General features: G+C 63.8%; 23 protein-coding genes. 14 read left to right on the top strand and 9 right to left on the bottom strand.

Features of this window, described 5'->3' with window-relative positions; all coding sequences use genetic code 11:
• Window positions 1-25: 25 nt before the first annotated feature.
• Both AC0NIH_RS25505 and AC0NIH_RS25500 read left to right on the top strand, forming a co-directional pair.
• Complete coding sequence (locus tag AC0NIH_RS25505) at window positions 26-1,903, top strand: ABC-F family ATP-binding cassette domain-containing protein (RefSeq protein ID WP_023779689.1); 1,878 nt, start codon at window positions 26-28, stop codon at window positions 1,901-1,903.
• Window positions 1,904-2,133: 230 nt separating this feature from the next.
• Window positions 2,134-4,242: a molybdopterin-containing oxidoreductase family protein gene (locus tag AC0NIH_RS25500; protein WP_473462329.1), complete on the top strand. Its 2,109-nt coding sequence runs from the start codon at window positions 2,134-2,136 to the stop codon at window positions 4,240-4,242.
• A 33-nt stretch (window positions 4,243-4,275) separates the two neighbouring features.
• Here AC0NIH_RS25500 and AC0NIH_RS25495 read toward each other — a convergent pair whose 3' ends face one another.
• Together AC0NIH_RS25495 and AC0NIH_RS25490 are read right to left on the bottom strand one after the other, a co-directional pair.
• Entirely contained in the window at window positions 4,276-5,424 is a 1,149-nt protein-coding gene (locus tag AC0NIH_RS25495) for a flavin-containing monooxygenase (protein ID WP_473462677.1), read from the bottom strand.
• Between the two features lie 74 nt (window positions 5,425-5,498).
• The gene (locus tag AC0NIH_RS25490) at window positions 5,499-5,972 is read right to left on the bottom strand and encodes an Lrp/AsnC family transcriptional regulator (RefSeq protein ID WP_473462326.1); all 474 of its coding nucleotides are present in this window, start codon (window positions 5,970-5,972) and stop codon (window positions 5,499-5,501) included.
• A gap of 103 nt (window positions 5,973-6,075) precedes the next feature.
• On the opposite strand from AC0NIH_RS25490, the gene AC0NIH_RS25485 reads away from it, so the two are divergent.
• The 4 genes from AC0NIH_RS25485 (at window position 6,076) to AC0NIH_RS25470 (ending at window position 10,178) form a co-directional block, all read left to right on the top strand.
• Complete coding sequence (locus tag AC0NIH_RS25485; protein WP_473462323.1) at window positions 6,076-7,302, top strand: diaminopropionate ammonia-lyase; 1,227 nt, start codon at window positions 6,076-6,078, stop codon at window positions 7,300-7,302.
• On the top strand, window positions 7,299-8,543 hold the full coding sequence (locus AC0NIH_RS25480) for an allantoate amidohydrolase (protein WP_473462321.1): 1,245 nt from the start codon (window positions 7,299-7,301) through the stop codon (window positions 8,541-8,543). Before AC0NIH_RS25485 ends, AC0NIH_RS25480 begins: the two co-directional genes overlap by 4 nt.
• Complete coding sequence (locus AC0NIH_RS25475; RefSeq protein WP_473462318.1) at window positions 8,536-9,696, top strand: M20 aminoacylase family protein; 1,161 nt, start codon at window positions 8,536-8,538, stop codon at window positions 9,694-9,696. The genes AC0NIH_RS25480 and AC0NIH_RS25475 overlap by 8 nt, the downstream gene beginning before the upstream one ends.
• Window positions 9,697-9,983: 287 nt before the next feature.
• On the top strand, window positions 9,984-10,178 hold the full coding sequence (locus tag AC0NIH_RS25470; protein ID WP_473462316.1) for a hypothetical protein: 195 nt from the start codon (window positions 9,984-9,986) through the stop codon (window positions 10,176-10,178).
• A 32-nt stretch (window positions 10,179-10,210) separates the two neighbouring features.
• Here AC0NIH_RS25470 and AC0NIH_RS25465 read toward each other — a convergent pair whose 3' ends face one another.
• Window positions 10,211-10,354 carry a hypothetical protein gene (locus tag AC0NIH_RS25465; protein ID WP_287388754.1) on the bottom strand — a complete coding sequence of 48 codons (144 nt, stop codon included), beginning with the start codon at window positions 10,352-10,354 and terminating at the stop codon, window positions 10,211-10,213.
• A 111-nt stretch (window positions 10,355-10,465) separates the two neighbouring features.
• Here AC0NIH_RS25465 and AC0NIH_RS25460 point away from each other — a divergent pair, with 111 nt between their 5' ends.
• Window positions 10,466-10,639, top strand: a complete 174-nt coding sequence (locus tag AC0NIH_RS25460) for a hypothetical protein (RefSeq protein ID WP_023768506.1) — start codon at window positions 10,466-10,468, stop codon at window positions 10,637-10,639.
• Window positions 10,640-10,653: 14 nt separating this feature from the next.
• On the opposite strand, the gene AC0NIH_RS25455 is transcribed toward AC0NIH_RS25460, so the two are convergent.
• On the bottom strand, window positions 10,654-11,502 hold the full coding sequence (locus tag AC0NIH_RS25455) for a hypothetical protein (RefSeq protein ID WP_473462312.1): 849 nt from the start codon (window positions 11,500-11,502) through the stop codon (window positions 10,654-10,656).
• A 203-nt stretch (window positions 11,503-11,705) separates the two neighbouring features.
• Here AC0NIH_RS25455 and AC0NIH_RS25450 point away from each other — a divergent pair, with 203 nt between their 5' ends.
• The 5 genes from AC0NIH_RS25450 (at window position 11,706) to AC0NIH_RS25430 (ending at window position 17,589) form a co-directional block, all read left to right on the top strand.
• Window positions 11,706-13,799, top strand: a complete 2,094-nt coding sequence (locus tag AC0NIH_RS25450) for an ATP-dependent helicase (protein ID WP_473462309.1) — start codon at window positions 11,706-11,708, stop codon at window positions 13,797-13,799.
• Window positions 13,800-13,807: 8 nt separating this feature from the next.
• Window positions 13,808-14,581 (top strand): 4-hydroxy-tetrahydrodipicolinate reductase, encoded by a 774-nt coding sequence (dapB, locus tag AC0NIH_RS25445; RefSeq protein WP_473462306.1) that lies wholly within the window; start codon window positions 13,808-13,810, stop codon window positions 14,579-14,581.
• Between the two features lie 245 nt (window positions 14,582-14,826).
• Complete coding sequence (locus tag AC0NIH_RS25440; protein WP_411969176.1) at window positions 14,827-15,783, top strand: ABC transporter substrate-binding protein; 957 nt, start codon at window positions 14,827-14,829, stop codon at window positions 15,781-15,783.
• Between the two features lie 106 nt (window positions 15,784-15,889).
• Window positions 15,890-16,699 carry an ABC transporter ATP-binding protein gene (locus tag AC0NIH_RS25435; protein ID WP_473462303.1) on the top strand — a complete coding sequence of 270 codons (810 nt, stop codon included), beginning with the start codon at window positions 15,890-15,892 and terminating at the stop codon, window positions 16,697-16,699.
• Window positions 16,700-16,710: 11 nt separating this feature from the next.
• Window positions 16,711-17,589 carry an ABC transporter permease gene (locus tag AC0NIH_RS25430; protein WP_473462300.1) on the top strand — a complete coding sequence of 293 codons (879 nt, stop codon included), beginning with the start codon at window positions 16,711-16,713 and terminating at the stop codon, window positions 17,587-17,589.
• A gap of 16 nt (window positions 17,590-17,605) precedes the next feature.
• Here the strand turns inward: AC0NIH_RS25430 and AC0NIH_RS25425 are convergent, their stop codons facing one another.
• Both AC0NIH_RS25425 and AC0NIH_RS25420 read right to left on the bottom strand, forming a co-directional pair.
• Window positions 17,606-18,964, bottom strand: coding sequence for a sensor histidine kinase (locus AC0NIH_RS25425; RefSeq protein WP_473462298.1), 1,359 nt, complete (start codon window positions 18,962-18,964; stop codon window positions 17,606-17,608).
• Window positions 18,961-19,638 (bottom strand): response regulator, encoded by a 678-nt coding sequence (locus tag AC0NIH_RS25420; protein ID WP_013896236.1) that lies wholly within the window; start codon window positions 19,636-19,638, stop codon window positions 18,961-18,963. Before AC0NIH_RS25420 ends, AC0NIH_RS25425 begins: the two co-directional genes overlap by 4 nt.
• Window positions 19,639-20,138: 500 nt before the next feature.
• Here AC0NIH_RS25420 and AC0NIH_RS25415 point away from each other — a divergent pair, with 500 nt between their 5' ends.
• Entirely contained in the window at window positions 20,139-20,366 is a 228-nt protein-coding gene (locus tag AC0NIH_RS25415; protein WP_473462295.1) for a DUF680 domain-containing protein, read from the top strand.
• Between the two features lie 340 nt (window positions 20,367-20,706).
• Entirely contained in the window at window positions 20,707-20,946 is a 240-nt protein-coding gene (locus AC0NIH_RS25410; RefSeq protein WP_473462292.1) for a DUF680 domain-containing protein, read from the top strand.
• Between the two features lie 54 nt (window positions 20,947-21,000).
• On the opposite strand, the gene AC0NIH_RS25405 is transcribed toward AC0NIH_RS25410, so the two are convergent.
• Genes AC0NIH_RS25405 through purM form a run of 3 tightly spaced genes read right to left on the bottom strand, consistent with a single transcriptional unit; the run spans window position 21,001 to window position 23,333 of the window.
• The gene (locus AC0NIH_RS25405; protein ID WP_473462290.1) at window positions 21,001-21,513 is read right to left on the bottom strand and encodes a SixA phosphatase family protein; all 513 of its coding nucleotides are present in this window, start codon (window positions 21,511-21,513) and stop codon (window positions 21,001-21,003) included.
• A 15-nt stretch (window positions 21,514-21,528) separates the two neighbouring features.
• The gene (gene purN, locus AC0NIH_RS25400) at window positions 21,529-22,242 is read right to left on the bottom strand and encodes a phosphoribosylglycinamide formyltransferase (protein WP_023779709.1); all 714 of its coding nucleotides are present in this window, start codon (window positions 22,240-22,242) and stop codon (window positions 21,529-21,531) included.
• Window positions 22,239-23,333 carry a phosphoribosylformylglycinamidine cyclo-ligase gene (gene purM / locus AC0NIH_RS25395; RefSeq protein WP_473462287.1) on the bottom strand — a complete coding sequence of 365 codons (1,095 nt, stop codon included), beginning with the start codon at window positions 23,331-23,333 and terminating at the stop codon, window positions 22,239-22,241. Before purM ends, purN begins: the two co-directional genes overlap by 4 nt.
• Between the last annotated feature and the right edge of the window lie 9 nt (window positions 23,334-23,342).

Genomic DNA, 23,342 nt, shown 5'->3' with positions numbered 1-23,342 from the left:
TGATCTCCCGTGCAAAAGCGCGGCCATGCTTATCATCAATGACCTCTCGCTGCGCATGGCGGGGCGCCTGCTTCTCGACCATGCCTCCCTGACCCTGCCGGCCGGTACCAAAGCCGGCCTTGTCGGCCGCAACGGCACCGGCAAGACGACGCTGTTCAAGACCATCACCGGCGATTTTCCCTCCGAGACCGGCTCGATCAGCCTGCCGAAGAACACGCGCATCGGCCAGGTGGCGCAGGAAGCGCCTGGCACCGAGGAACCGCTGATCGAGATCGTGCTCAAGGCCGACCTCGAACGCACGGCGCTGCTCGAAGAAGAAAAGACCGCCACCGATCCGCACCGCATCGCCGACATCCACATGCGGCTGGCCGACATCGACGCGCATTCGGCCGAGTCCCGCGCCGCCACCATCCTGGCCGGCCTCGGCTTCGACGATGTGGCGCAGCGCCGGCCGGCCTCGTCCTTCTCCGGCGGCTGGCGCATGCGCGTGGCGCTTGCCGCCGTGCTGTTTTCGGAACCGGATCTGCTACTGCTCGACGAGCCGACCAACTATCTCGACCTCGAAGGCACGTTGTGGCTGGAAAACTACGTCTCGAAATACCCGCACACCGTGCTTCTGATCTCGCATGATCGCGACCTGCTCAACCGCGCCGTCAATTCGATCGTCCATCTCGACCAGAAGAAACTGACCTTCTGGCGTGGCGGCTACGACCAGTTCGAGCGCCAGTATACCGAGCAGAAGGAATTGCAGGAGAAGGGCCGCGTCAAACAGGAAGCCGCCCGCAAGCATATGGAATCCTTCGTCGAACGCTTCCGCGCCAAGGCTTCGAAGGCCAGGCAGGCGCAGTCGCGCATCAAGGCGCTGGAGAAGATGAAGCCGATCGCGGCCATCGTGAACGATTCGGTGCGGCCGTTCTCTTTTCCCGAGCCGGTGAAGACGGTGGCCTCGCCGATCGTTGCCTTGAACAACGTCAATGTCGGCTACACCGAGGGCCAGCCGATCCTGAAGAAGATGACGCTGCGCATCGACGCCGACGACCGCATCGCGCTGCTCGGCGCCAACGGCAACGGCAAGTCGACCTTCGCCAAGCTTTTGTCCGGCCGGCTCAAGCAGGAGAGCGGCACGATGACGGTGGCGCCCGGGCTGAAAGTGGCGATCTTCGCCCAGCACCAGCTCGACGATCTCCGCCCGGAGGAAAACGCCTATGAGCATGTTCGCCGGCTGATGCCGGAAGCGCCGGAATCGAAAGTGCGCGGCCGCGTTGCCCAGTTCGGCCTCACCACCGAGAAGATGAACACCCCCGCCAAGGACCTGTCCGGCGGCGAGAAGGCGCGTTTGTTGATGGGCCTGTCGGCCTTCGAGGGCCCGAACCTGTTCATCCTCGACGAGCCGACCAACCACCTCGACATCGACAGTCGCGAGTCGCTGATCCACGCGCTCAACGAGTTTCCCGGCGCCGTCATCCTGATCTCGCACGACCGCCACCTGCTCGAAGCGACCGCCGACCGGCTGTGGCTGGTCAAGGACGGCGCGGTCAACCCGTATGATGGCGATTTGGAGGACTACAAGACGCTGGTCACCGGCGTGTCCGGCGACCGCCGTGGCAAGCGCGAGGCCGACAAGGCGTCGAAAGCCGACCGCCGCCGCGACGCGGCCGCACGCCGCGCCGCCTTCGAACCGCTGGCCAAGGAAATCCGCGCCACCGAGGCGCTGATGGACCGCATCCGCAAGCGCATCGACGGCATCGAGGATGAGCTGGCCAACCCAGCGATCTATGAAAAGGATCCGTCTACGGCGACCCGGCTGGCCAAGGAGCGCTCGCAGCTTGCCCAGACGCTGGCCGGCCATGAGGAAAAATGGCTGACTATGTCGGCGGAGTACGAGGAAGGCACGGCGGAGTGAGTGCGTAATCTCCCCCCTTGTGGGGGAGATGCCCGGCAGGGCAGAGGGGGGTGCTGTCCCGCCAACCTGTCGGCCTTTTTGCAACCGCCCACCGCCGGATTCGAGGACGAATAGATGGGTCGCGATCCTTCGCGCCCCCCTCTGTCCTGCCGGACATCTCCCCCACGAGGGGGGAGATTGGCTAGTCATCTGGCCTACACGCCGACGCCAAAACCCGCTAGACAAACCCCATGAACCAGCACGCGAAGCTCCGCATCGGCCATTCGGCCTGTCCGCATGATTGCCCATCGACCTGCGCGCTCGAGGTCGAGCTGCTCGACGGCAACCGCATCGGCCGTGTCCACGGCGCCAAGGCTAATACCTACACGGCCGGTGTCGTCTGCGCCAAGGTCGCGCGCTATGCCGACCGCGTCCATCATCCCGACCGTTTGCTGAAGCCGCTTATCCGCGCCGGCGCCAAGGGCGACGGCTCATGGAAGGAAGCGAGCTGGGAGGCAGCGCTCGACCTCGTCGCCGAAAAATTCATCGCGGCCGAAGCAAAATACGGCTCGGAGACGGTCTGGCCCTATTTCTATGCCGGCACGATGGGACTGGTGCAGCGCGACGGCATCGACCGGCTGCGCCACGCGAAAAAGTATTCCGGCTTCTTCGGATCGATCTGCACCAATCTCGCCTGGACCGGCTGGATGATGGGGGCAGGCGCCTTGCGTGGACCGGATCCGCGCGAGATGGCGAAGTCCGATTGCGTGGTGATCTGGGGCACCAATGCCGTGGTCACGCAGGTCAATGTGATGACCCACGCCATCAAGGCGCGCAAGGAACGCGGCGCGAAGATCGTCGTCGTAGACGTCTATGAAAACGCGACGATGAAGCAGGCCGACATGGGTCTTGTGCTCAAGCCCGGCACCGATGGCGCGCTGGCTTGCGCGGTCATGCATGTGCTGTTCAGGGAAGGCATGGCCGACCGCGCCTATCTCGAAAAATACACCGACGACCCGAAGGGGCTCGAAGCGCATCTCAAGACACGCACGCCGGAGTGGGCGGCTGGCGTCACGGGTTTGACCATTGGCGAGATCGAGGCCTTCGCGCGCCTCGTCGGCACGACCAAAAAAACCTATTTCCGCCTCGGCTACGGCTTTGCCCGCCAGCGCAATGGCGCCGTCAACATGCATGCCGCCTCTTGCATCGCCGCGGTCACCGGCAGCTGGCAATATGAGGGCGGCGGCGCCTTCCATTCGAATTCCGGTATCTTCAAGCTCAACCAGGAGGTGCTGGAAGGCACCAGGATGCGCGATCCCTCGATCCGCTATCTCGACCATTCGCGTATCGGCCCGGTGCTGACCGGTGCCAGCGATGCGCTCTATGGCGGGCCGCCGGTGACGGCCATGTTGATCCAGAACACCAATCCAGTGAATGTCGCGCCCGAGCAGCGGCTGGTGAAGCAGGGCTTTCTGCGCGACGACCTGTTCACTTGCGTGCACGAGCAGTTCATGACCGACACGGCGAAGCTTGCCGACGTCGTGCTGCCGGCGACGATGTTCCTCGAACATGACGATCTCTACAAGGGCGGCGGCAACCAGCACATCACGCTCGGCCCGAAGCTGATCGAGCCGCCGGAAGGCCCGCTCACCAACCATTTCGTCATCGAACAATTGGCCGTGCGCCTGGGGGTCTCCGATCGCCCGGGCTTTGGCCTGACCGAACAGCAGCATATCGACATCATCTTGGGCAAGCGCGGGCTGGGCAGCTTCGACAGCCTGAAGGAAGACAAGTGGGTCGACCTGCAGCCGGATTTCGAGGCCGCGCATTTCATCAAGGGGTTTGGCCACGCGGATGGAAAATTCCGCTTCCGCGCCGACTGGACCGGGCAGGCGGCCCCCAACCGGCCGCCGAAGAGCATGGGCCTGTTCGGCCCGGTGGACCGGTTGCCGGAATTTCCCGACCATGTCGATCTGATCGAGGTGGTCGACGAGGCGCATCCGTTCCGGCTGGCGACCTCGCCGGCCCGCAATTTCCTCAACTCGACATTCTCCGAAACGCCGGTGTCGAAGGCCAGGGAGGGCCGCCCGGAGCTGCTTCTCCATCCCGACGATGCCGCCGCGCATGGTCTGGCCGATGGCGACCGTGTCGAGATCGGCAACCAGCGTGGCGAGGTGGTGCTGCACGCCAAGCCGTTCGACGGCATCAAGCGCGGCGTCGTCATCGCCGAAGGCATCTGGCCGAACAGCGCGCATGAGCGCGGCGAGGGCATCAACGTGCTGACCGGCGCCGATGCGCCGGCGCCCTATGGCGGCGCTGCCTTCCACGACAACAAGGTGTGGCTGCGCAAGGCAAGTTGATGCCGAACGGAGCTTCGCTCCACTCGCGTCCAATCACACCGGCAGGATTTCGGCCGCCTTCTTCCTGTTCAGCCGGTGACGGATGTCGTCGGCGATCGCCTGGGCTTCGATCCCGATTTCGCGCAGCAAGCCGGTCACGGCGTTGTGAAAACCAACAAGGTAGAGGCCGAGGTCCGAAGCTTGCGCGGTAACGCCGCTGCGCTCGGGCTGGATGCCCGGTTCGAGGAATTTGGCATAGCCCGGCCGGTAACCTGTCGCGAAGACGATCGCGTCGAATTCGCCGTTTTTGCCGTCGGCAAAACGGATGCAGCGCCCCGATATCTCGGCAATATCGGGCGCAACGTTGATCGCGCCTTCGCGGATCTTGCCGATGGTGCCGACGTCGATCACCGGAATGCGTGATGCAATCGCGATCTGTTCCAGCAGTCCCTGTCCCGGCCGTTTGAGCCCGTATTTTTCCAGCCTGCCCAGCACCAGGTCGAGGATGATGGGAAAGAGAACATCGTTGAAGCGTTGCGGCCCCAGGCGCGCCGCCATGCCGACCATCTGGATCGGTACGCCGAACAGTTCGCGCGGCACGATATGAACACCGCCGCGCACGGAGATCGTTGGTTTTGCGCTGTTTTCGGCGAGATCGAGCGCAATCTCGGCGCCGGTGTTGCCCATGCCGATGACCAGCACCGACTGACCGGCAAAAGGCGTGGCATTGCGATAGTCGGCGCTGTGCAGCGTCTTGCCCGTGAAGGTGTCGATGCCCGCAAATCCAGGTCGCAAGGGCTCGGCATTGTAGCCTGACGCGATCACCACATGCTTGGCGCGCAACGGACCGGATGTCGCTTCGACCCGCCAGCCGCGACCGTCCCGAGTGACCGCTTTCACCATTTCTCCGAACCGAGGCCGCAGCTCGAAGCGTTGCGCATAGGCATCGAGATAGTCGACGAAGAGAGCGCGCGGCACGTAGCGTGGATAATGCTTGGGAAAGGGCACGAAGGGCAGGGACGAATAGCGCTTGGTGGTGTGCAGGTGGACGCGCTCGTAATGGCGCCGCCAGGCGGGTGCGGCCTGCTGCTCTTTTTCGATGATGGTGAAGTCGACGCCGGCCTGCCTCAGGCAAGCGGCAACGGCAAGGCCCGCAGGCCCGGCACCGATGATCGCTACTGGTGTGGTGTCGTCCAAGTGCACCTCCATCACTCAATTCGCGTCCGGAGAATGTCAAAAGCATGGCAGGCCGGACTGGAGCCTCCCTGCCGCAAGACTCAACTTGGCAACGGCACCGTCAGCCCGACCTTGACGCGGTCCATGGCGACGAAGGTGCGGAATTTTCTAACATTGTTGCTGCCGAAAAACAGTTTTCGCGTCAGTGCCTCATAGGCGCTCATGTCGGCCACGGTGATGATCAGAATGAAGTCGGCCTCGCCGGTGACATAGTAGCATTGCTGCACTTCGGGCGTCGCCGAGAATTGCCGCTTGGCCGCATCGATCAGTTCGGTGCGCTCGCTCTCCAGCTCCACCTCGACGAAGATGGTGATGGGCTGGCCGACGGCCGCCGGTTCGACTAGGGCGACATTGCCCGCGATGACCCCGGCCTGCTCCATGCGCTTGATGCGGCGCTGCACCGCCGGCGCCGACAGGTTCACCGCTTCGCCGATCAGCCGCTGCGGCGTGGTGTTGTCCCGCTGCAGGATGGCAAGGATGGCGAGATCGAAACTGTCGAGTGACGGTTGAGGCAATGGCGATGTCCGGCGAAACAAACTTGCATTTCAAGGGCCCAAATACAGCGCTTTTTGCGCCAATGTTGCAATATATTCTCGCTGATCGCCAAGGAGGCCGCCAGTGTTCCTGCCCAACCGCAATGACCTGCATCGCCAACCACTTGATGCGGCCGATGCCGAAACCCTCGGGATTGCCGGGGCGGACACGGTCGAGCGCTTTCTTGCCCATCGCGACAATCACAGGGTGACGCCGCTGCACGCGCTGCCGGCGCTGGCGCGCGAACTCGGGCTCGGTGCGCTGCATGTCAAGGACGAGGGCTTTCGTCTCGGCCTCGGCAGCTTCAAGGCGCTCGGCGGCGCCTATGCCGTCTTCCGCCTCGTTCTGGAGGAGGCAGGAAAGCGGCTCGGCCGCCCTGTCGATGTCTGTGATCTCGACCGGCCCGATGTCCGCTCGGTCGCCGCGACGATGACGGTCGCTTGCGCCACCGACGGCAATCACGGCCGCTCCGTTGCGCAAGGTGCCGAGCTTGCCGGGGCCAAGGCCGTGATCTTTGTCCATGCCGGCGTCAGCGACGAGCGGATCGCGGCAATAGCCCGCTATGGTGCGGAGATGGTTCGTGTCGAGGGCAATTATGACGATTCGGTCAGGCAAGCCGCAGAGGTCGCGGCCGGAAAGGGCTGGACCGTGGTGTCGGATACGTCATGGCCGGGCTATGAGCGTATTCCCGGCCTGGTGATGCAAGGCTATACCGCGATCGCGCGCGAGGCGCTGCGCCAACTCGCCGAGCCGCCGACCCACGTGTTTGTCCAGGCAGGCGTCGGCGGCATTGCCGCCGCGGTGGCCGGCCATCTGGCCATCGTGCTCGGCGATGCCAGGCCAACCTTCATTGTCGTCGAGCCCGCGCGCGCCGCGTGCGTCGTCGCAGCCGCTGTGGCAGGGCGCGTGGTCAAGGTGGCGCATGATGAGCCGACGGTGATGGCCATGCTGGAATGCTACGAGGCCTCGCCGGTCGCCTGGCGTGTGCTGGCGCGCGTTGCCGACGCCTTCATGACCGTGGACGAGGACGACGCCATCGCGGTGATGCGGCGGCTGGCGCGGCCGGCCGGCGGCGACCCTGTGATCGTCGCCGGTGAAAGCGGCGGCGTCGGCCTTGCCGGGCTGATCCGGGCGGTGGCCGAAAACAAGGCCGAACTCGGGCTCGACGGCAAATCCCGCGTGCTGGTGATCAACACCGAAGGCGCCACCGACCCAAGCCGTTATGCCGGTCTCGTCGGCATGAGCCCCGCCGATGTGCTGGCCGGCAAGCTTGCTGTCGGGGCCAAGCTTGCTGTCGAGGCAATGCCATGATCGCGATCGACGCACAGCGCCTGCTTGGCCGTATCCGTGAACTCGGCGCCGTTGGCCGCGACCCTGAAGGCAGGCTGATCCGGCTGGCCGCTTCCGACACCGACAAGCTCGGCCGCGACCTCTTCGTTGGCTGGCTGCGGCAGGCCGGGCTCGAAGTCGCTATCGACCGCATCGGCAACATCTTCGGCATCTGGCAAGACGCGAACAATAACGGGCAGGCGCCGGTGCTCATCGGCTCGCACATCGACACGGTCATCGACGCCGGCATTTATGATGGCTGCTACGGCGTGCTTGCCGGATTGGAGGTGATCGAGACGCTGAAGTCGTCAGGCCTTTCGCCGTCGCGCCCAATCGCCGTCGCCGCCTTCACCAACGAGGAAGGCGTGCGCTTCTCTCCCGACATGATGGGATCGCTGGTCCATGCCGGCGGTGTTGACGTCGAGGCGGCACTCGCCGCTATCGGGACCGACGGCGGCACGCTCGGCGAGGAACTCGCCCGCATCAGCTATGCGGGCGACCGCGAACCCGGCTTTCTCAAGCCGCACATCTATGTCGAGCTGCATATCGAACAAGGGCCGGTCCTGGAGCGCGAGGGCATTCCGATCGGTGCGGTGGAAACCCTGCAAGGCATCTCCTGGCAGCGCATCACCATCGACGGTGTCGCCAACCACGCCGGCACCACGCCGATGTCGATGCGCTGCGATGCCGGATATGCGGCGGCACGCGTAGTTATCTTCCTGCATGACCGGGCAGCGGCCTCCAATTCGCCAACCGTTGCCACCGTCGGCACGATGCGCTTCGAGCCGAACGCCATCAACGTCATTCCATCGCGCGCCGTCTTCACCGTTGACCTGCGCGATCCCGACGAACAGCATTTGCAGGCGGAGGAGGCGGCGCTGGCCGCCTTTCTGGAACGGCTCGCCGACGAGGGCATTACCGTGACGGTCGAGAGGCTGGCGCGCTTCGAGCCCGTCATTTTCGACGGCCGGGTCGTCGAACTGATCGAGGCCGCCGCGAGCAAGCGCGGGCTCGTCTCGAGGCGCATGACCTCGGGCGCCGGCCATGATGCGCAGATGATCGCGCGCATCGCGCCGGCGGCGATGATCTTCGTGCCGAGTGCCGGAGGCATCAGCCACAGTCCCCGCGAGCACACCGAAGATGCCGAGCTTGTCGCCGGCGCCAACATCCTGCTTGATGTGGTCGCCGACCTTGCGGGGATGGGGGAGCGCGGGAATGGCTGAACTCGATTCCGAAACGCTGCAGCTGGAAATGACCGGGTGGCGGCGTGACCTGCACGCGCATCCCGAATTCGGCTTTGAGGAGAAGCGCACCGCGGCCTTCGTCGCCGGCAAGCTGCGCGAATTCGGCCTGGACAATGTCACCGAGGGCGTCGGCGGGACTGGTGTCGTCGGCACGCTGAAGCGCGGCAGCGGCAACCGTGCCATCGCGCTGAGGGCCGACATGGATGCGCTGCGCATCGCGGAGCAATCGACCGCCTCGTACCGGTCCGGCAATCCCGGTGTCATGCATGCCTGCGGCCATGATGGCCACACCGCCATGCTGCTCGGCGCGGCAAAGCGGCTGGCAGCGGAGGGTGGTTTCGACGGCACCGTGCGCTTCATCTTCCAGCCGGCGGAGGAATGGGGCAGGGGCGCGCTGGCCATGCTCGACGATGGCCTGATGCGGCGTTTCCCCTTCGACGAGATCTTTGGGCTGCACAACATGCCCGGCCTGCCCGTCGGGCATTTCGAGACCCGCGCCGGCCCGATCATGTCGGCCGAGGACATCTTCGAGATCGTGCTCAAGGGGCTCGGCGGCCACGCGGCGCGGCCGCATTCGGGCAACGAAACGCTGGTCGCCGCCTGCGCGCTGGTCACCAATCTGCAGACCATCGTCTCGCGCCGGCTGAGCCCGGCCGACATATCGGTGGTTTCGGTGACCGAACTGATCACCGACGGCACCCGCAATGCGCTGCCCGGCCTGGCCCGCATCCTTGGTGATGCACGCAGCTTCCGCCCCGAGGTCAGCGCAGGGATCGAACGCCAGATGCGTATAATCGCCGAAGGCACCGCCGCGGCTTACAACGTCACCGCCGAAGTGAACTACAGCCGCGAATTCGTGCCGCTGCGCAACGATGCCGAACTGGTCGACGCGGCTTTCGGAGCCGCCAGGGACGTCTTCGAACCCGGCAACATCGCGGTGGCGGGTGAGCCAATGACAGCCTCGGAGGATTTTGCCCGTTTCCTCGACCACGTGCCGGGCTGTTTTGTCTTCCTCGGCAATGGCGAGGCCTCGGCGCCACTCCATAATTCCAGCTATGACTTCAATGATGAGGGTTTGCTGTTCGGTGCCAACTTCCATGTCGCCATCGCCAGGCGACGGCTTGGGGTTTGAAGGGCCGATAACTCTCTTGTGCGTTTTGCGGGGGAAAACGCCCGGAAAGAGCCAAAATCCTCGATCCTGCATGACGTAGCGGCAAGACTCAGCTAGCCTCCTCCTTGCGGCGGACCTCTTATCCGCTTGGCCGGCGCCTTTCTCCTCCCAAGCGGCGCCGGCCTTCTTCTCCGTGGCGCCGCCTTGCTAAATTAGCACTCATTAAATTTGGAATATTCGCACTTGCGGGAAGTTAGTGGGTTGCTGGCATAAAGCGGCTGGTCTTTGGGGGACTTGCGGGAAGACAGATGCGCGGGCGGAACTGGATAAAGGCGTTGCGTCAGGACGAAGCGCGGCAGGTGCGTGCCCGTATCGCCGAGCTCGAACGAAACCTGACCGCGGCGTCCCCAAGCCGTCAGCAACGGCACGAAGCCGGGCACGAACTGCGCAATGCCAAGTTCCGCCTCGAGCGGCTCGAGGAATGCATCTCGGCGATGCCCTAAAACCGACGGGAACCTGTTGCACGAGCATCGGCTCACTTGCCGACGGTGTCCGTGTTCACAACCGGATTGCTGGCGAGGCTTTGTTCGCCGCCGGGAGCTGTCGTTGGCGGCAGTTTGTTGTCGCAGGCCGAAACAGCCAATGCCACCAGGACGAGGCCCAATCTTAGCTTTTTCATCGCTATCGCCTCCTGTCTCAAAACGAGGCGATGTCGGTTTGGTTGCGAATTTCGCGTGAGGGAACAAAACGCCATTCCTTTGGTTGATCCCAATCACGGGAGAACCGCTCCATGATCCGTTTGCTTCTGGCAGCCAGCCTTGCCCTTCTCGCATACCGCCTCGCTCGCAAGATGATCGACGAGGTGCCCGATAATTTCGACCCGTTGTTGCTGCCGGCGCCAAGAAGCGACCGCGAGGCTCTGCGCCGTCAATCGGCGGCGATGGGTGTCGATCCGAAACGGTAGGCCGGTTCGGCGATCTACACGCCTGAAAGGTTGGGCGTAGCACCAGTTTCGCGAAGTTTCGCCACCATGGATTTTCGCTCCGCGACCAGATCGGGATGCTCCAGCGTTTCGACTATTTTCCAATATGGAACAACAACGCCCATGCCTGTGTGGACCGAGGTTCGATCTTCATCGGAGACGACATCTTCGTTCAAATTTTTTACATCAAAGTGGCCATGCATCAAACCCATGAACGCCACTGGTTGACCGCCATCTCGCTCTTTACCCATCCGTTTTAGAAGCCAAAGCGTCCTCTCCTGCACCGCTAGGACGGGAGAACCGCTCAGGCCAGCGATCGATCTCGCTTCCACCAAGTAGGCATCAATGAAGCCCTTGTATTTGGTGTAGATCGGCTCGTCGAGTTCGGCGGCTATGTTGCCGACGCGGACTACTGGAACGTTGCGATTGTTTCCGTAATGACTTCGGAATAGGCCAACAATGATAATCTGACCGCCTGGTCCGAGTGATTCCCGAGCAAACTCTTCGTTCGGTATCCAACTCTCTTTGCCGTTCATGGGTATCAAACGGACATCCATGGCCGTTTCTTCACCGGTCTCGTCGTTGACCACACCGAGCTGCACGGGGATGACGGCGACGTCAGTAGGATCGCGCTCGTCATTCGGATGAAAATAGAATTTATGCTCGTCGAGGCGGAACTCTGCCATAGTCCCATTCTTCAGATTCACCCTAAGCCAAATTTGATGGTATTTCGTCAGAAGCCCCGAAACGACATGTTCTGCCGTGACTAGGTGCTCAAACTGAAATTCGTCTTCGGCATAGCTCACAAAGAATGCCGTCGCTTTCGGTATGAACTTACCATTCATTACTATTCCGAGAAACGCGACGCATTTTCGAGTGGCTTCTGATATGTTCACGGGCCAGCAGTCCCTCGCCACAAAAATGGATCGGGACAATCGCTATACCCTCCAAACCTAGAAGCCAACATTGGCTGCAGACCTACTTGCCGTCAAAGGATAAACACCGGCTTCCATGTTGCGAACAAAGCGGAAACGATGCTTGATGGGCGATGAACCTCGCCGCCCATGATTCGACCTTTGTGGAATCGACCGTCCCGCCCGCCTATCTTGCGCGGCTGAACGACGCCCAGCGCCAGGCCGTCGAGCATGGCGACGGCAAGATCGCGGGGCCTTTGCTGGTCATTGCTGGCGCCGGCTCGGGCAAGACCAACACGCTGGCGCATCGCGTCGCGCATCTGATCGTCAAGGGCGCCGACCCGCGCCGCATCCTGCTGATGACCTTTTCGCGGCGCGCCGCAGCCGAGATGGCGAGACGCGTCGAGCGCATCGCCGGCGAGGTGCTCGGCCGCGACGCGGCGGTGATCACGGATGCGTTGACCTGGGCCGGCACCTTTCATGGCATCGGCGCCCGGCTGCTGCGCGACTATGCGCTGGAGATCGGCCTCGATCCGGCCTTCACCATCCATGATCGCGAGGATTCCGCCGATCTGATGAATCTGGTCCGGCATGAACTCGGCCTCTCGAAGACGGAGGCGCGCTTTCCGACCAAGGGCACCTGCCTCGCCATCTATTCGCGAGCCGTCAACGCGCAGGCTCCGCTGGGCGAAGTATTGGGTTCGGCCTTTCCGTGGTGCGCCGGCTGGGCCGAGCAGCTGAAGCAGCTGTTCGCGGGCTATGTCGAGGCCAAGCAAGCGCAGAACGTGCTCGATTACGACGATCTGCTGCTCTATTGGGCGCAGATGGCGGCCGAGCCTGAAATCGCCGCGCATCTGGGCGGGCGTTTCGACCATGTGCTCGTCGATGAATACCAGGACACAAACCGGCTGCAGGCTTCGATCCTGATGGCGCTGAAGCCCGACGGTGCCGGGCTGACGGTGGTCGGCGACGATGCGCAGTCGATCTATTCGTTCCGCGCCGCCGAGGTGCGCAACATTCTCGATTTCCCCAAGCAGTTCGCGCAAGCCGCCGATGTGGTGATGCTGGAGCGCAACTACCGCTCGACCGAGACCATTCTCGCCGCCGCCAACGCGGTGATCGGCGAGGCCTCGGAACGCTTCACCAAGAACCTGTGGTCGGACCGCAAATCCACGGGCAAGCCGAGACTGGTGAGCGTGCGCGACGAGGTCGAGCAGGCGAACTTCGTCTGCGACACCATCCTGGCCGAGCGCGAGGCCGGCACCGCGCTGAAATCCCAGGCGGTGCTGTTTCGCGCCTCGCACCACAGCGGGCCGCTCGAGATCGAGCTGACGCGGCGCAACATTCCCTTCGTCAAGTTCGGCGGCTTGAAGTTCCTCGATGCCGCCCACGTCAAGGATGTGCTGGCGGTGCTTCGCTTCGCCGAAAACCCGCGCGACCGCGTCGCCGGCTTTCGAGTGCTGCAGCTTTTGCCGGGGATTGGCCCTTCGGCCGCCGCGCAGGTCGTCGAGACGATGACATCGGCGCTGGACGAGGCGATGGGCCTGGCTGGCTGGCGTCCGCCGCAGCGCGCGGCGGACGACTGGCCAAGCTTCGTCTCGCTCTATTCGGGCCTGCGGGCCGGCGCCAAATGGCCCGCCGATCTCGAACAGGTCAGGCTCTGGTACGAGCCGCATCTGGAGCGCATCCATGAGGACGCGATCACGCGCCGCGCCGACCTGTTGCAGCTCGAGCAGATCGGCTCGGCTTATGCCTCCCGCGAACGCTTCCTGACCGAGCTGACGCTCGACCCGCCGGACGCGACCAGCGACCAGGCCGGGCCGCCGCATCGCGACGAGGATTATCTGATCCTGTCGACCATCCACTCGGCCAAGGGCCAGGAGTGGAAAAATGTCTTCGTGCTCAATACCGTCGATGGCTGCATCCCGGCCGATCTCGGCGTCGGCACCAAGGAGGACATCGAGGAGGAGCGCCGGCTGCTCTACGTTGCGATGACACGGGCCAAGGACAACCTCAACCTGGTCATGCCGCAGCGCTTCTTTCCTCACGGCCAGGCGGCGCGCGGGGACCGCCATCTCTATGCCTCGCGCACCCGCTTCATCCCGGCCTCGATCCTCGCCGCGTTCGAACAGATGTCGTGGCCAAGCGCGCAGGCCGCGCAGGGCAGGGCGCCCCGGCCGGACGTGCGGGTCGATATCGGCGCACGCATGCGCGGCATGTGGAAATAGCCGAGGCCATGCCGCGGCCGCCGATCAGGATCGCCATCGCCGGCGCGCTCGGCCGCATGGGCCGCCAGATGACCGACGCCGTGCGGGCCGATCCACGGCTGGCGCTCGCCGCTCGCTTCCACCGGCCCGGCGCTGTCGGCAATGGGCTGGTCAGCCGCGAGGAGGCGCTTGCCACGGCCGATGTGGTCATCGACTTCACCACGCCGGCGGCCTCGGCTGACCTGGCAAGGTTTTGCGCCGCCCGCGGCGGGCCAGCCCTGGTCATCGGCTCGACCGGTTTCGATGCGACGGAATTGGCCGACATCGCCGATGCCGCGAAGACCGTCGCTATCGTGCGCTCCGGCAGCTTTTCGCTGGGGCTGAATATGCTGGTCGGATTGGTCGAGCAGGCGGCAGCGCTCGATCCCGAAGACTGGGACGCCGAGGTCTTCGAGGCGCATCACCGACACAAGATCGACGCTCCGTCGGGCACCGCCTTGATGCTTGGCCAAGCCGTGGCCGGCGGACGCAAGGTAGAACTCGACGCGGTCGCGCGGCATGTTCGCGATGGCGTCACCGGCGCGCGGCCCGCAGGCGAGATCGGCTTTGCGGTGATGCGCGGCGGCAGCATCGTCGGCGAGCATAGTGTCAGCTTCTGCACCGAGGGCGAAACCGTCACCTTGTCGCATGCGGCCGGCGACCGCATCATGTTCGCTCGTGGCGCCATCGCCGCCGCGCTCTGGGTGGCGGGGCGCCAACCCGGCGAATACGACATGCGCGACGTGCTGGGTCTGAACGGCTGAACACGCGGCGTGCAGCGTCGCGGCGGCCCGTCGGCCGCTACCGATCCGTAGGTTCCCCTGATTTTCGGCTTTGCCCTGAAAGCTGGATGAAAGGTTGGTGCCATAATTGTTGACAGGCGCCCCCATATTGTCGCGCAAAAAGCGATGGGAGAGAGAGGGGTGCGTGAAACGAACAAAGGGAAGAGGCCATGTCGCTCGCGCGAATTCTGCTTGATTCAGCCGCCACAACCGCACTCGTCGCCACCATGGCCTTGTCCGCGCCGTCCGCACGCGCCGACGAGAAGGTCTCCATCATGGTCGGCGGCTACGAGAAACAGATCTATCTGCCTGCCAAGCTGACCGAAGCGCTCGGCTACTTCAAGGACGAGGGCCTCGACGTCGAGCTGCTGAACGAACCGGCCGGCGTCGATGCCGAGAACGAGATGCTTGCCGGGGCCGTGCAGGGAGTCGTCGGCTTCTACGACCATTGCATCGACCTGCAGGCGAAGGGCAAGTTCGTTGAATCGATTGTCCAGTTCAGCCAAGCGCCGGGCGAAGTCGAGCTTGTTTCGACGAAACATCCGGAGATCAAATCGCCCGCCGACTTCAGGGGAAAGAGCCTGGGCGTGACCGGTCTGGGCTCATCGACGAATTTTCTTACGGAATATCTCGCCGTCAAGAACGGCTTGAAGCTCGGCGAATTTACCTCGGTTCCGGTTGGCGCCGGCACGACCTTCATTGCCGCCATGCAGCAGGACAAGATCCAGGCAGGCATGACGACCGAGCCGACGATCACCCGGCTGCTGAAGACCGGCGAAGCGACCGTTCTTATCGATATGCGCACAATGGAGGGCACCAAGGCTGCGCTCGGTGGCACTTACCCGGCTGCATCCCTCTATATGCAGACCGACTGGGTCGAAGCGCATAAGGACATCGTGCAGAAGCTGGCCAATGCCTTCGTCAAGACGCAGAAGTTCATCAACACGCATAGCGGCGCCGAGATCGCCGACAAGATGCCGAAGGACTATTACGTCGGCGACAAGGAAGGCTACGTGAAGGCCCTCGATGCCGGCAAGGCAATGTTCACCCCCGACGGGATAATGCCCGAAGGAGGCCCGGAGACGGTGCTGACGGTTCTTTCAGCCTTCAAGAAGGAACTGCAGGGCAAGCAGATCGACCTCTCTAAGACCTACACCTCGGAATTCGTCAAGAACGCCAAGTAGCAGGCCGCGCCGGCGCGATGCGCGACATCGCGCCGGCAGCCGCCGGTTTTCCACGTCCGGTGGTTCAGCCCGACGGCGGGCGTCCGCTCGAACCCGGAGTTTCACCATGACCCAACACAAGACCACACCAGCGATTGAACTGATCAACGTCAGTCGGCGGTTCCTTTCACCCACCGGAAAATCGCTCACGGCGCTGCGCGATTTCACCATGACCGTCGAGCGTGGCGAATTCGTCGCCGTTGTCGGTCCGACCGGTTGCGGAAAGTCCACCACCCTTAATCTTGTTACCGGGCTGGCAAGCCCGAGTGCCGGCGAGGTCCGTGTCATGGGAGCCCCCGTCAAGGGAATAGATCCGCGCATCGGTTTTGTTTTCCAAAGCGATGCCTTGTTTCCCTGGCGGACTGTGATCGAGAACGTGATGGCCGGCCCGCTGTTTCGCGGGCGAGCCAAGGCGGATGCCACGGCCGCGGCACGCGACTGGTTGGCACGCGTCGGCTTGTCGCGTTTCGAGCAGCATTATCCGCACCAGCTTTCCGGCGGCATGCGCAAGCGCGTGGCGCTTGCCCAGACCTTCATAAACGGCCCGGAAATCCTTCTGATGGACGAGCCGTTTTCGGCGCTCGACGTGCAGACGCGCGTGTTGATGCACGAGGAGCTGCTGCGCCTGTGGTCGCAGGCAAAGGCTTCCGTGGTCTTCGTCACGCATGATCTTGAGGAGGCGATCGCCCTGGCCGACAAGGTCTATGTCCTGACCGCCGGGCCGGCGACCGTGAAGTCGGTCTACACGATCGACCTGCCGCGCCCGCGCGTGGTCGCTGATATCCGCTACGAGCAGAGCTTCATCAATTACTCGCGCACCATCTGGGCCGATCTCAAGGAAGAGGTCGAGACCAGCTATGCGCGCGCGGCAGCCTGAGGAGGAACGCCATGACAGATGCCGCCATCGACATCAGAGCAGGGGCTTTCAAGCCTGGTACATCGGACGCCGAAATCGAAGCGGCCGCGGCAAAGGCGTCGCAGCACCGCCGCCGTGCGGTGATGTTCTGGCGGGTCGCCATCCTCATTGCCTTTCTTGGGCTTTGGGAAATCGCCGCGCGCCAGGCCTGGATCGATCCGTTCTTCTACGCAATGCCGAGCGCGATCGCGCAGCGGCTCTACGAATGGACCACCGAAGGGACGTCCGAGGGGCCGCTCTGGTACCATCTCTATGTTACCATGGAGGAGTCCGTGATCGGCTTCGTGACCGGGTCGGTCGCAGGTATCATCATCGGCGTCGCGCTCGGCCGCAACCGCATGGCCGCCGATATTTTCTCCATCTACATCAAGGTGATCAATTCCATCCCGCGCGTGGTTCTGGCGCCGATCTTCATCATGATCCTCGGCCTTGGCCTGGCTTCGAAAGTGGCGCTTGCCTTCGTAATGGTTTTCTTCGTTGTCTTCCACAATGCCTTTCAGGGCGTGCGGGAAGCCGACAGGGCGATGATCGCCAATGCCCGCATCCTGGGCGCGTCCAACTGGCAGTTGACCCGCTCGGTGATTGTGCCTTCGGCGATGAGCTGGATCTTCGCCAGCCTGCATGTCAGCTTCGGCTTTGCCATCATCGGCGCGATCGTTGGCGAGTTCGTCGGTGCGCGCTTCGGCATCGGCCTGCTGATCAACATCGCCAAGGGATCCTTCGATGCCGCCGGCATGTACGCGGCGATCGTCATCGTCATGGTGGTGGCGCTCGGCGCCGAGTATCTGATGACAATGGTCGAGGATCGCCTGGCGAAATGGCGTCCGCAGCCGCTGCACGAGACGCAGTGAAGAACGGCGACATATGCTAGCTGCCCGCCAGCGGCAGCCGCACTTCGACCACCAGACCGCCGGCTGCGCCATCCCCGAGGGTGACGCGGCCGCCGGCGTTTTCGACCACCTCGCGCACGATGGCGAGCCCGAGCCCGCTGCCTTGCTCGCTCGAACCGGCGACGCGATAGAAGCGTTCGAACACATGCTCGCGCTCGTCCGCCGGGATGCCGGGTCCGTTGTCGGCGACGGCCAGCACGGCCTCGCCATCGATGGCCGCCAGGCTGACCGTGACACGACCCCCGACCGGAGAGTAGCGCAGCGCGTTGTCGACGAGGTTGACGATCATCTCGCGCAGCATGGTGCCGTCGCCGATGACCGGCACGGGACCGGCCTCATCGAGGCCGAGGTCGATGTTGCGGGCGATCGCCGCCGGGGCTTGCATTTCCAGCACGTGGCGGGCGGCTTCGGCCAGGTCGATGCGGTCGGCGCGCGGCCGTCGGCTGCCTGGCTCGGCGCGTGACAGGGTCAGGAGCTGTTCGGCCAATCGCGCCAGTTTGCCGGAGCTCGCCTGCAGAGCCACCAGCGCTTCCTGGCGCGCGCCGGGGGCAGTTTCGCGAAGCGCATAGCTCGCCTGCGTCGACAGCAGCGCCAGAGGCGTGCGCAATTGGTGCGCCGCATTGGCGATGAAGCGGCGCTGCGCCGCCATCTGCGCCCGCACGCGTTCCATATAGGCGTTGAGCGCGTCGATCAGCGGGCGGATCTCGCTTTGCGCACCGGGCACTTCGACCGGATCGAGGTCGCTGCGGTTTGGCGAGCGTACCGCATCGCGCAGCCGGATCAACGGCGCCAGGCCGCGACGCAAGCCGAGCAGCACGAACACGCCGGCAATCGCCACCAGCGCCAGTTGCTGGGCAAAGGCGCCAAACCAAAGACGCCGCACCATGGCGTCGTGTCCGGCAAGCGAGACGCCGACGGTAACGGTGATCGGCGAATCGTTGCCTGCGCCGACCACCGTGTGGCTGAAGGTAAGCAGCCTCAGCCGATGGTCGCGATAGCTTGCCTCCGTGCTGGAAGACTTCGGTGCCTCCGGCAGGTTAGGGTAGCCGGTCAGCAGCCGCCCTCCAGCCGTCTTGACATGGTAGTAGACGCTGTCTTGATCGCCGGTATCGAACATTTCGATCGCCGCCGGCGGTATCGTGGCGTCGAGCACGCCGTCGGCCACGGCGACACGTTCGGCGATAGCCCGCGCCGAGCCCATCAGCATGCGGTCGGTGACAAGATCCGCGGTCGCCAGCGCGTTGCGGTGGCTGGTCCATAGATTGATGGTCGCGAGCCCGACGAGCGGCAACACCACCCAAGCCAGAAGCTGCAAGCGGAGACTGTTGATCCTCATGGCGCCAAATCGTCTTGGCGCAAGAGGTAGCCGAGGCCACGCAAGGTGGCGATCTGGACCCGCGACCCTTCGAGCTTCTTGCGCACGCGGTGCACGTAGATCTCGATGGCGCTGGGATCGGCGTCGGTCTCGAAATCGTAGATCGCCGCCGACAATGCCGCCTTGCTCACGGTGCGCCCGGCCTTGACCATCAACTGTTCCAGCACTGCGTGTTCGCGCGGTGTCAGCGCCAGCGTTTCGCCCGCGAGCGAAAACAGCCTTGTGTTGGTGTCGAAGACGAGGTCGCCGCAGGTGATCATCGGCGCGGTGCGGTCATTGGCGCGGCGCAACTGCACGCGGATACGTGCCTCGAGTTCCTCGATCTGGAAAGGCTTGGCCAGATAGTCGTCCGCGCCTTCGTTGAGGCCTTTGACGCGGCCGTCGAGGCTGGCATTTGCGGTGAGCACGATCACCGGCACCCGGTTGCCGCGCGCCCGCAGCATGCGCAGCACCTCCATTCCGCCCATGCGCGGCAGCGCGAGGTCGAGGATGATGAGCGCATGGTCGCCGGCCGCCAGCGCATGCTCGACATCCTCCCCGTCATGCACGATGTCGACGACGTAATGCGCCTGGCGCAGGGTCTTGCCCAGCCAGTCCGCCAGTTCGTGGTTGTCCTCGACAAGCAGCAATCGCATGTCTGTTGCTGTTCCTGCGTCCGTCTTTTCTCGGTCTCGGCGGCTGCCCCGGGCTCGAACGGCCGCCGCATCCGACAATCAGACCTGAAATGAGCGATAGTGTCGATCTCGACGCAAGGCAAATGCGGGCAGGTGGCCGGCGGCGAAAGGTTTTACGCAGGCTCGATCCATCCATTTCCGCATCCATTTCAGCATTAAATCGAACCGAACGGTTCGGTTCTGATTGACAGATTGTATCGCAAACAGTGAACAATAGCTCGCGAACTGGTGTCGCTTTCGTCGAAAGGCGAAAACTCAAGATGCTGAAAATATTGAAGAAATCACGCCGCATTTGTTGCAAGGCAATATGCATTGTCCATAATATAACGAAAAACTGCAGAGCCGATGCGACTGGAAATTAAAAAAAGCACTCCCTACTTCGGGGTGGTCCGAGCGACGCGAAATTCCTCCCAAGGGCGCGCCACTAGACCGGACAGGACTAGCAAACTGGAGTAACCAAAATGACCAAGATCGCTCTTACCGCCGCCGTCATCCTCGTTGCCACGGGCACCGCTTTCGCCGGTAGCGACAATTATGGCTCCAACAATGCCAACCAGCCGGTCGCCACCCAGTCGACTTCCAACGTCGACACGCTCCGCACCGGTTCGATCCTGAAGATCGACAAGACGCAGTCCGACGCCAATGCGAAGGTTCCTGCCCAGTCGGGCCAGGGCATCTGGGGCCGCTAACAGCTTCAAACCCTTGCATGACGACAAAGAGCGGTGGGCTTGGCCCGCCGCTCTTGTTTTTGTGCCCATGGCGCAGGCACTGACGGGCACCGTCTTGGGCCGTCGGTCTTCGCACTCGCCAGAAAAAAGCTTCCACCTCCAGGAATAAAACCCGTTGGCCCTAGGTCTTGTCCATAGAGCCGGATGATTTCAGGTCGAATGATTTGAAATCTGAATTCGGCTCTAAATCAAAGAGATAGAGCATGATCGCGTCCGAAAACCGCTTCACATTTTTCGGCATCATGCACTAGCGGAACCGTCCTCCCAAGACGCCGCCCAACGGATGAAACAGGAGATTGAAATGAACAGGATCGCTCTCGCTACCGCCGCCATTCTCGTTATGGTCGGCGCTGCCTTTGCCGGCAGCGAGCACTATGGCTCCGATGGTGCCAACCAGCCGGTCGCCTCGGTTGCCGGCGTCGATCACGCCGTTACCGGCGCGGTCAGGGACATGGATATGGCTGGGCACAAGGCAGCCGACACCAACATGAAACCCACCAAGGAATGGCCCGAACCCGGCCAGGGCATCTGGGGGAACTGATGTCCGTGGGCAGATATGCGGCGGGTTCGCCCCGCCGTTCCTGCCAACATCAGCCTACTGGCTCAGATCCCTCGGCCGCAGGAAATGCGTCAGCCGCGCGGACGTCAGGCCGAACCAGTCGCCGTCGAAGACAAAGCGTGCAAGGGCTGCCGTTGGGAACTTTTCCTCGAGTCGCTTGCGCGCTTTCGCTTCCGATCCTGAACCGGCAAGTTGTTTCGCCAGATCCTCCAGGCCCGGATTGTGGCCGACCACCAGGAGGCAACCGTCCGACGGATCGGCCAGACGAATCTGGCTCAGAATATCCGCCGCCGAAGCGTCATAGAGCGCCTCGGCAAACACGGATCGAGGATGCATGGGCAACTCCGCCGCCACCAGCCGCCAGGTGTCGCGTGTGCGCAGCGCCGGCGACACCAGCGCCAGATCCGGCAGCCATTCGCGCGCCGCAAGCTCGCGCCCGATCAGCGGCGCAGTCGTCAGCCCGCGCCCGGCGAGCGGCCGGTCGAAATCGTCGAGACCAGGGTCGTCTCGGCTCGATTTTGAGTGACGAAGGAGAAGCAACTGTCTCATCGCCACCTCCTCAACTCAAGGCGTAATGCGCGCCAGGTGCTCCAGATCGGCTTCTTCGCGCAGCGGGTCGGGCGCCATCACCACCGACGTGCCGTTGTCGGCATCGTCGGCAAAATGGGCAAGCACGGTGCGGCCGGCCTCCATGCGCGCCTTGCCTTCGGCGACCAGTCCCAGCGCCAGCGCATAGAGCCGGTGCTCGGCTTTCAGCACCCGGGCGGCCAGCGTGTCGGCATTGTCGCCGACCATCACCGGCACGGCCGCCTGCGCGATGATCGGGCCGTCATCCATTTCGGTCGTGACGAAATGCACCGTGCAGCCGTGGATGCGTATGCCGGCGGCAAGTGCGCGCGCATGCGTATCAAGCCCCTTGAAGGCGGGCAGCAGGGCAGGGTGGATGTTGATCATGCGGCCCTGCCATTTCTGCACGAAACCGGGGGTGAGGATGCGCATATAGCCGGCCAGCGCCACGATATCGGCGTTGAAGGCCGTGAGTGCGGCGTCGATCGCGGCGTCATGCGCCTGCTTGCTGCCATGGTCGGCACGGGAAATGACCCGGGTGGCGATGCCGCGTGCTTTGGCGATGCCGAGGCCGGCGGCATCCGCCTTGTCGGAGATGACGCCGACGATCTCCGCCGGGAAGGCCGGGTCGCTGGCAGCAGCGATCAGCGCGGTCATGTTCGATCCACGCCCCGAGATCAGGACGACGGTGCGTTTCTTCTGCATATTCATAGGCCGATCGAGCCCCGATAGATGACGCCGGCGTCGCGGCGCGGCACGATGCGGCCGATCGGCGTCACCGTCTCGCCGGCTTCCTGCAGCACGGCGGCGACCTGCGCCGCCTGGCCGGAGGCGACCGCCAGGATCATGCCGACGCCGCAATTGAAGGTGCGCATCATCTCTTCCGGCGCAACGCCGCCGATCTTGGCCAGCCAGGAGAACACCGCGGGCACGTCGATCGCCTCGAGGTCGAGTTCGGCCGAAAAGTCCTTGGGCAGCACGCGCGGAATGTTTTCCGGGAAGCCGCCGCCGGTGATGTGGGCCAGCGCCTTGATGCCATGCGTGTTGCGGATCGCCTTGAGGATCGACTTGACGTAGATGCGGGTCGGTTCGAGCAGCGCCTCGGCCAGCGTCACCTCGTCGTTGAACGGCGCCGGATCGCTCCAGGCGAGGCCGCTGACACCGACGATGCGGCGCACCAGCGAAAACCCGTTCGAATGCAGGCCCGAGGAGGCCAGACCCAACAGCACGTCACCTTCGACGATATCGTCGGTCGGCAGCAACTGGCCGCGTTCGGCAGCGCCCACCGCAAAGCCGGCAAGGTCGTAGTCCTTGCCGTGGTACATGCCCGGCATTTCTGCCGTCTCGCCGCCGATCAGCGCGCAGCCGGCCTGGCGGCAGCCCGTGGCAATGCCGCCGACGATCGCAGCGCCCTGGTCGGGGTCGAGCTTGCCGGTGGCGAAATAGTCGAGGAAGAACAGCGGCTCGGCACCTTGCACGACGATGTCGTTGACGCACATGGCGACGAGGTCGATGCCGATCGTGTCGTGCTTGCCGGCTTCGATGGCGATCTTGAGCTTGGTTCCAACGCCGTCATTGGCCGCGACCAGCACCGGATCGGTGAAGCCCGCCGCCCTGAGGTCGAACAGGCCGCCGAACCCGCCGATCTCGCCATCGGCGCCCGGCCGGCGCGTCGCGCGCACCAGCGGCTTGATCTTCTCGACCATCAGATTGCCGGCATCGATATCGACACCGGCCTCGGCATAAGTGAGCCCGTTCCTGCGCTTGCCCGTTTTGTCCTGGCCCGTTTCGCGCTTGCTCATCGCAATTTC

This window comes from Mesorhizobium sp. WSM1386 (genome assembly GCF_055901595.1).
Note: the sequence above shows the minus strand (reverse complement) of the source record. Positions and strands in the feature narration are given on the sequence as shown.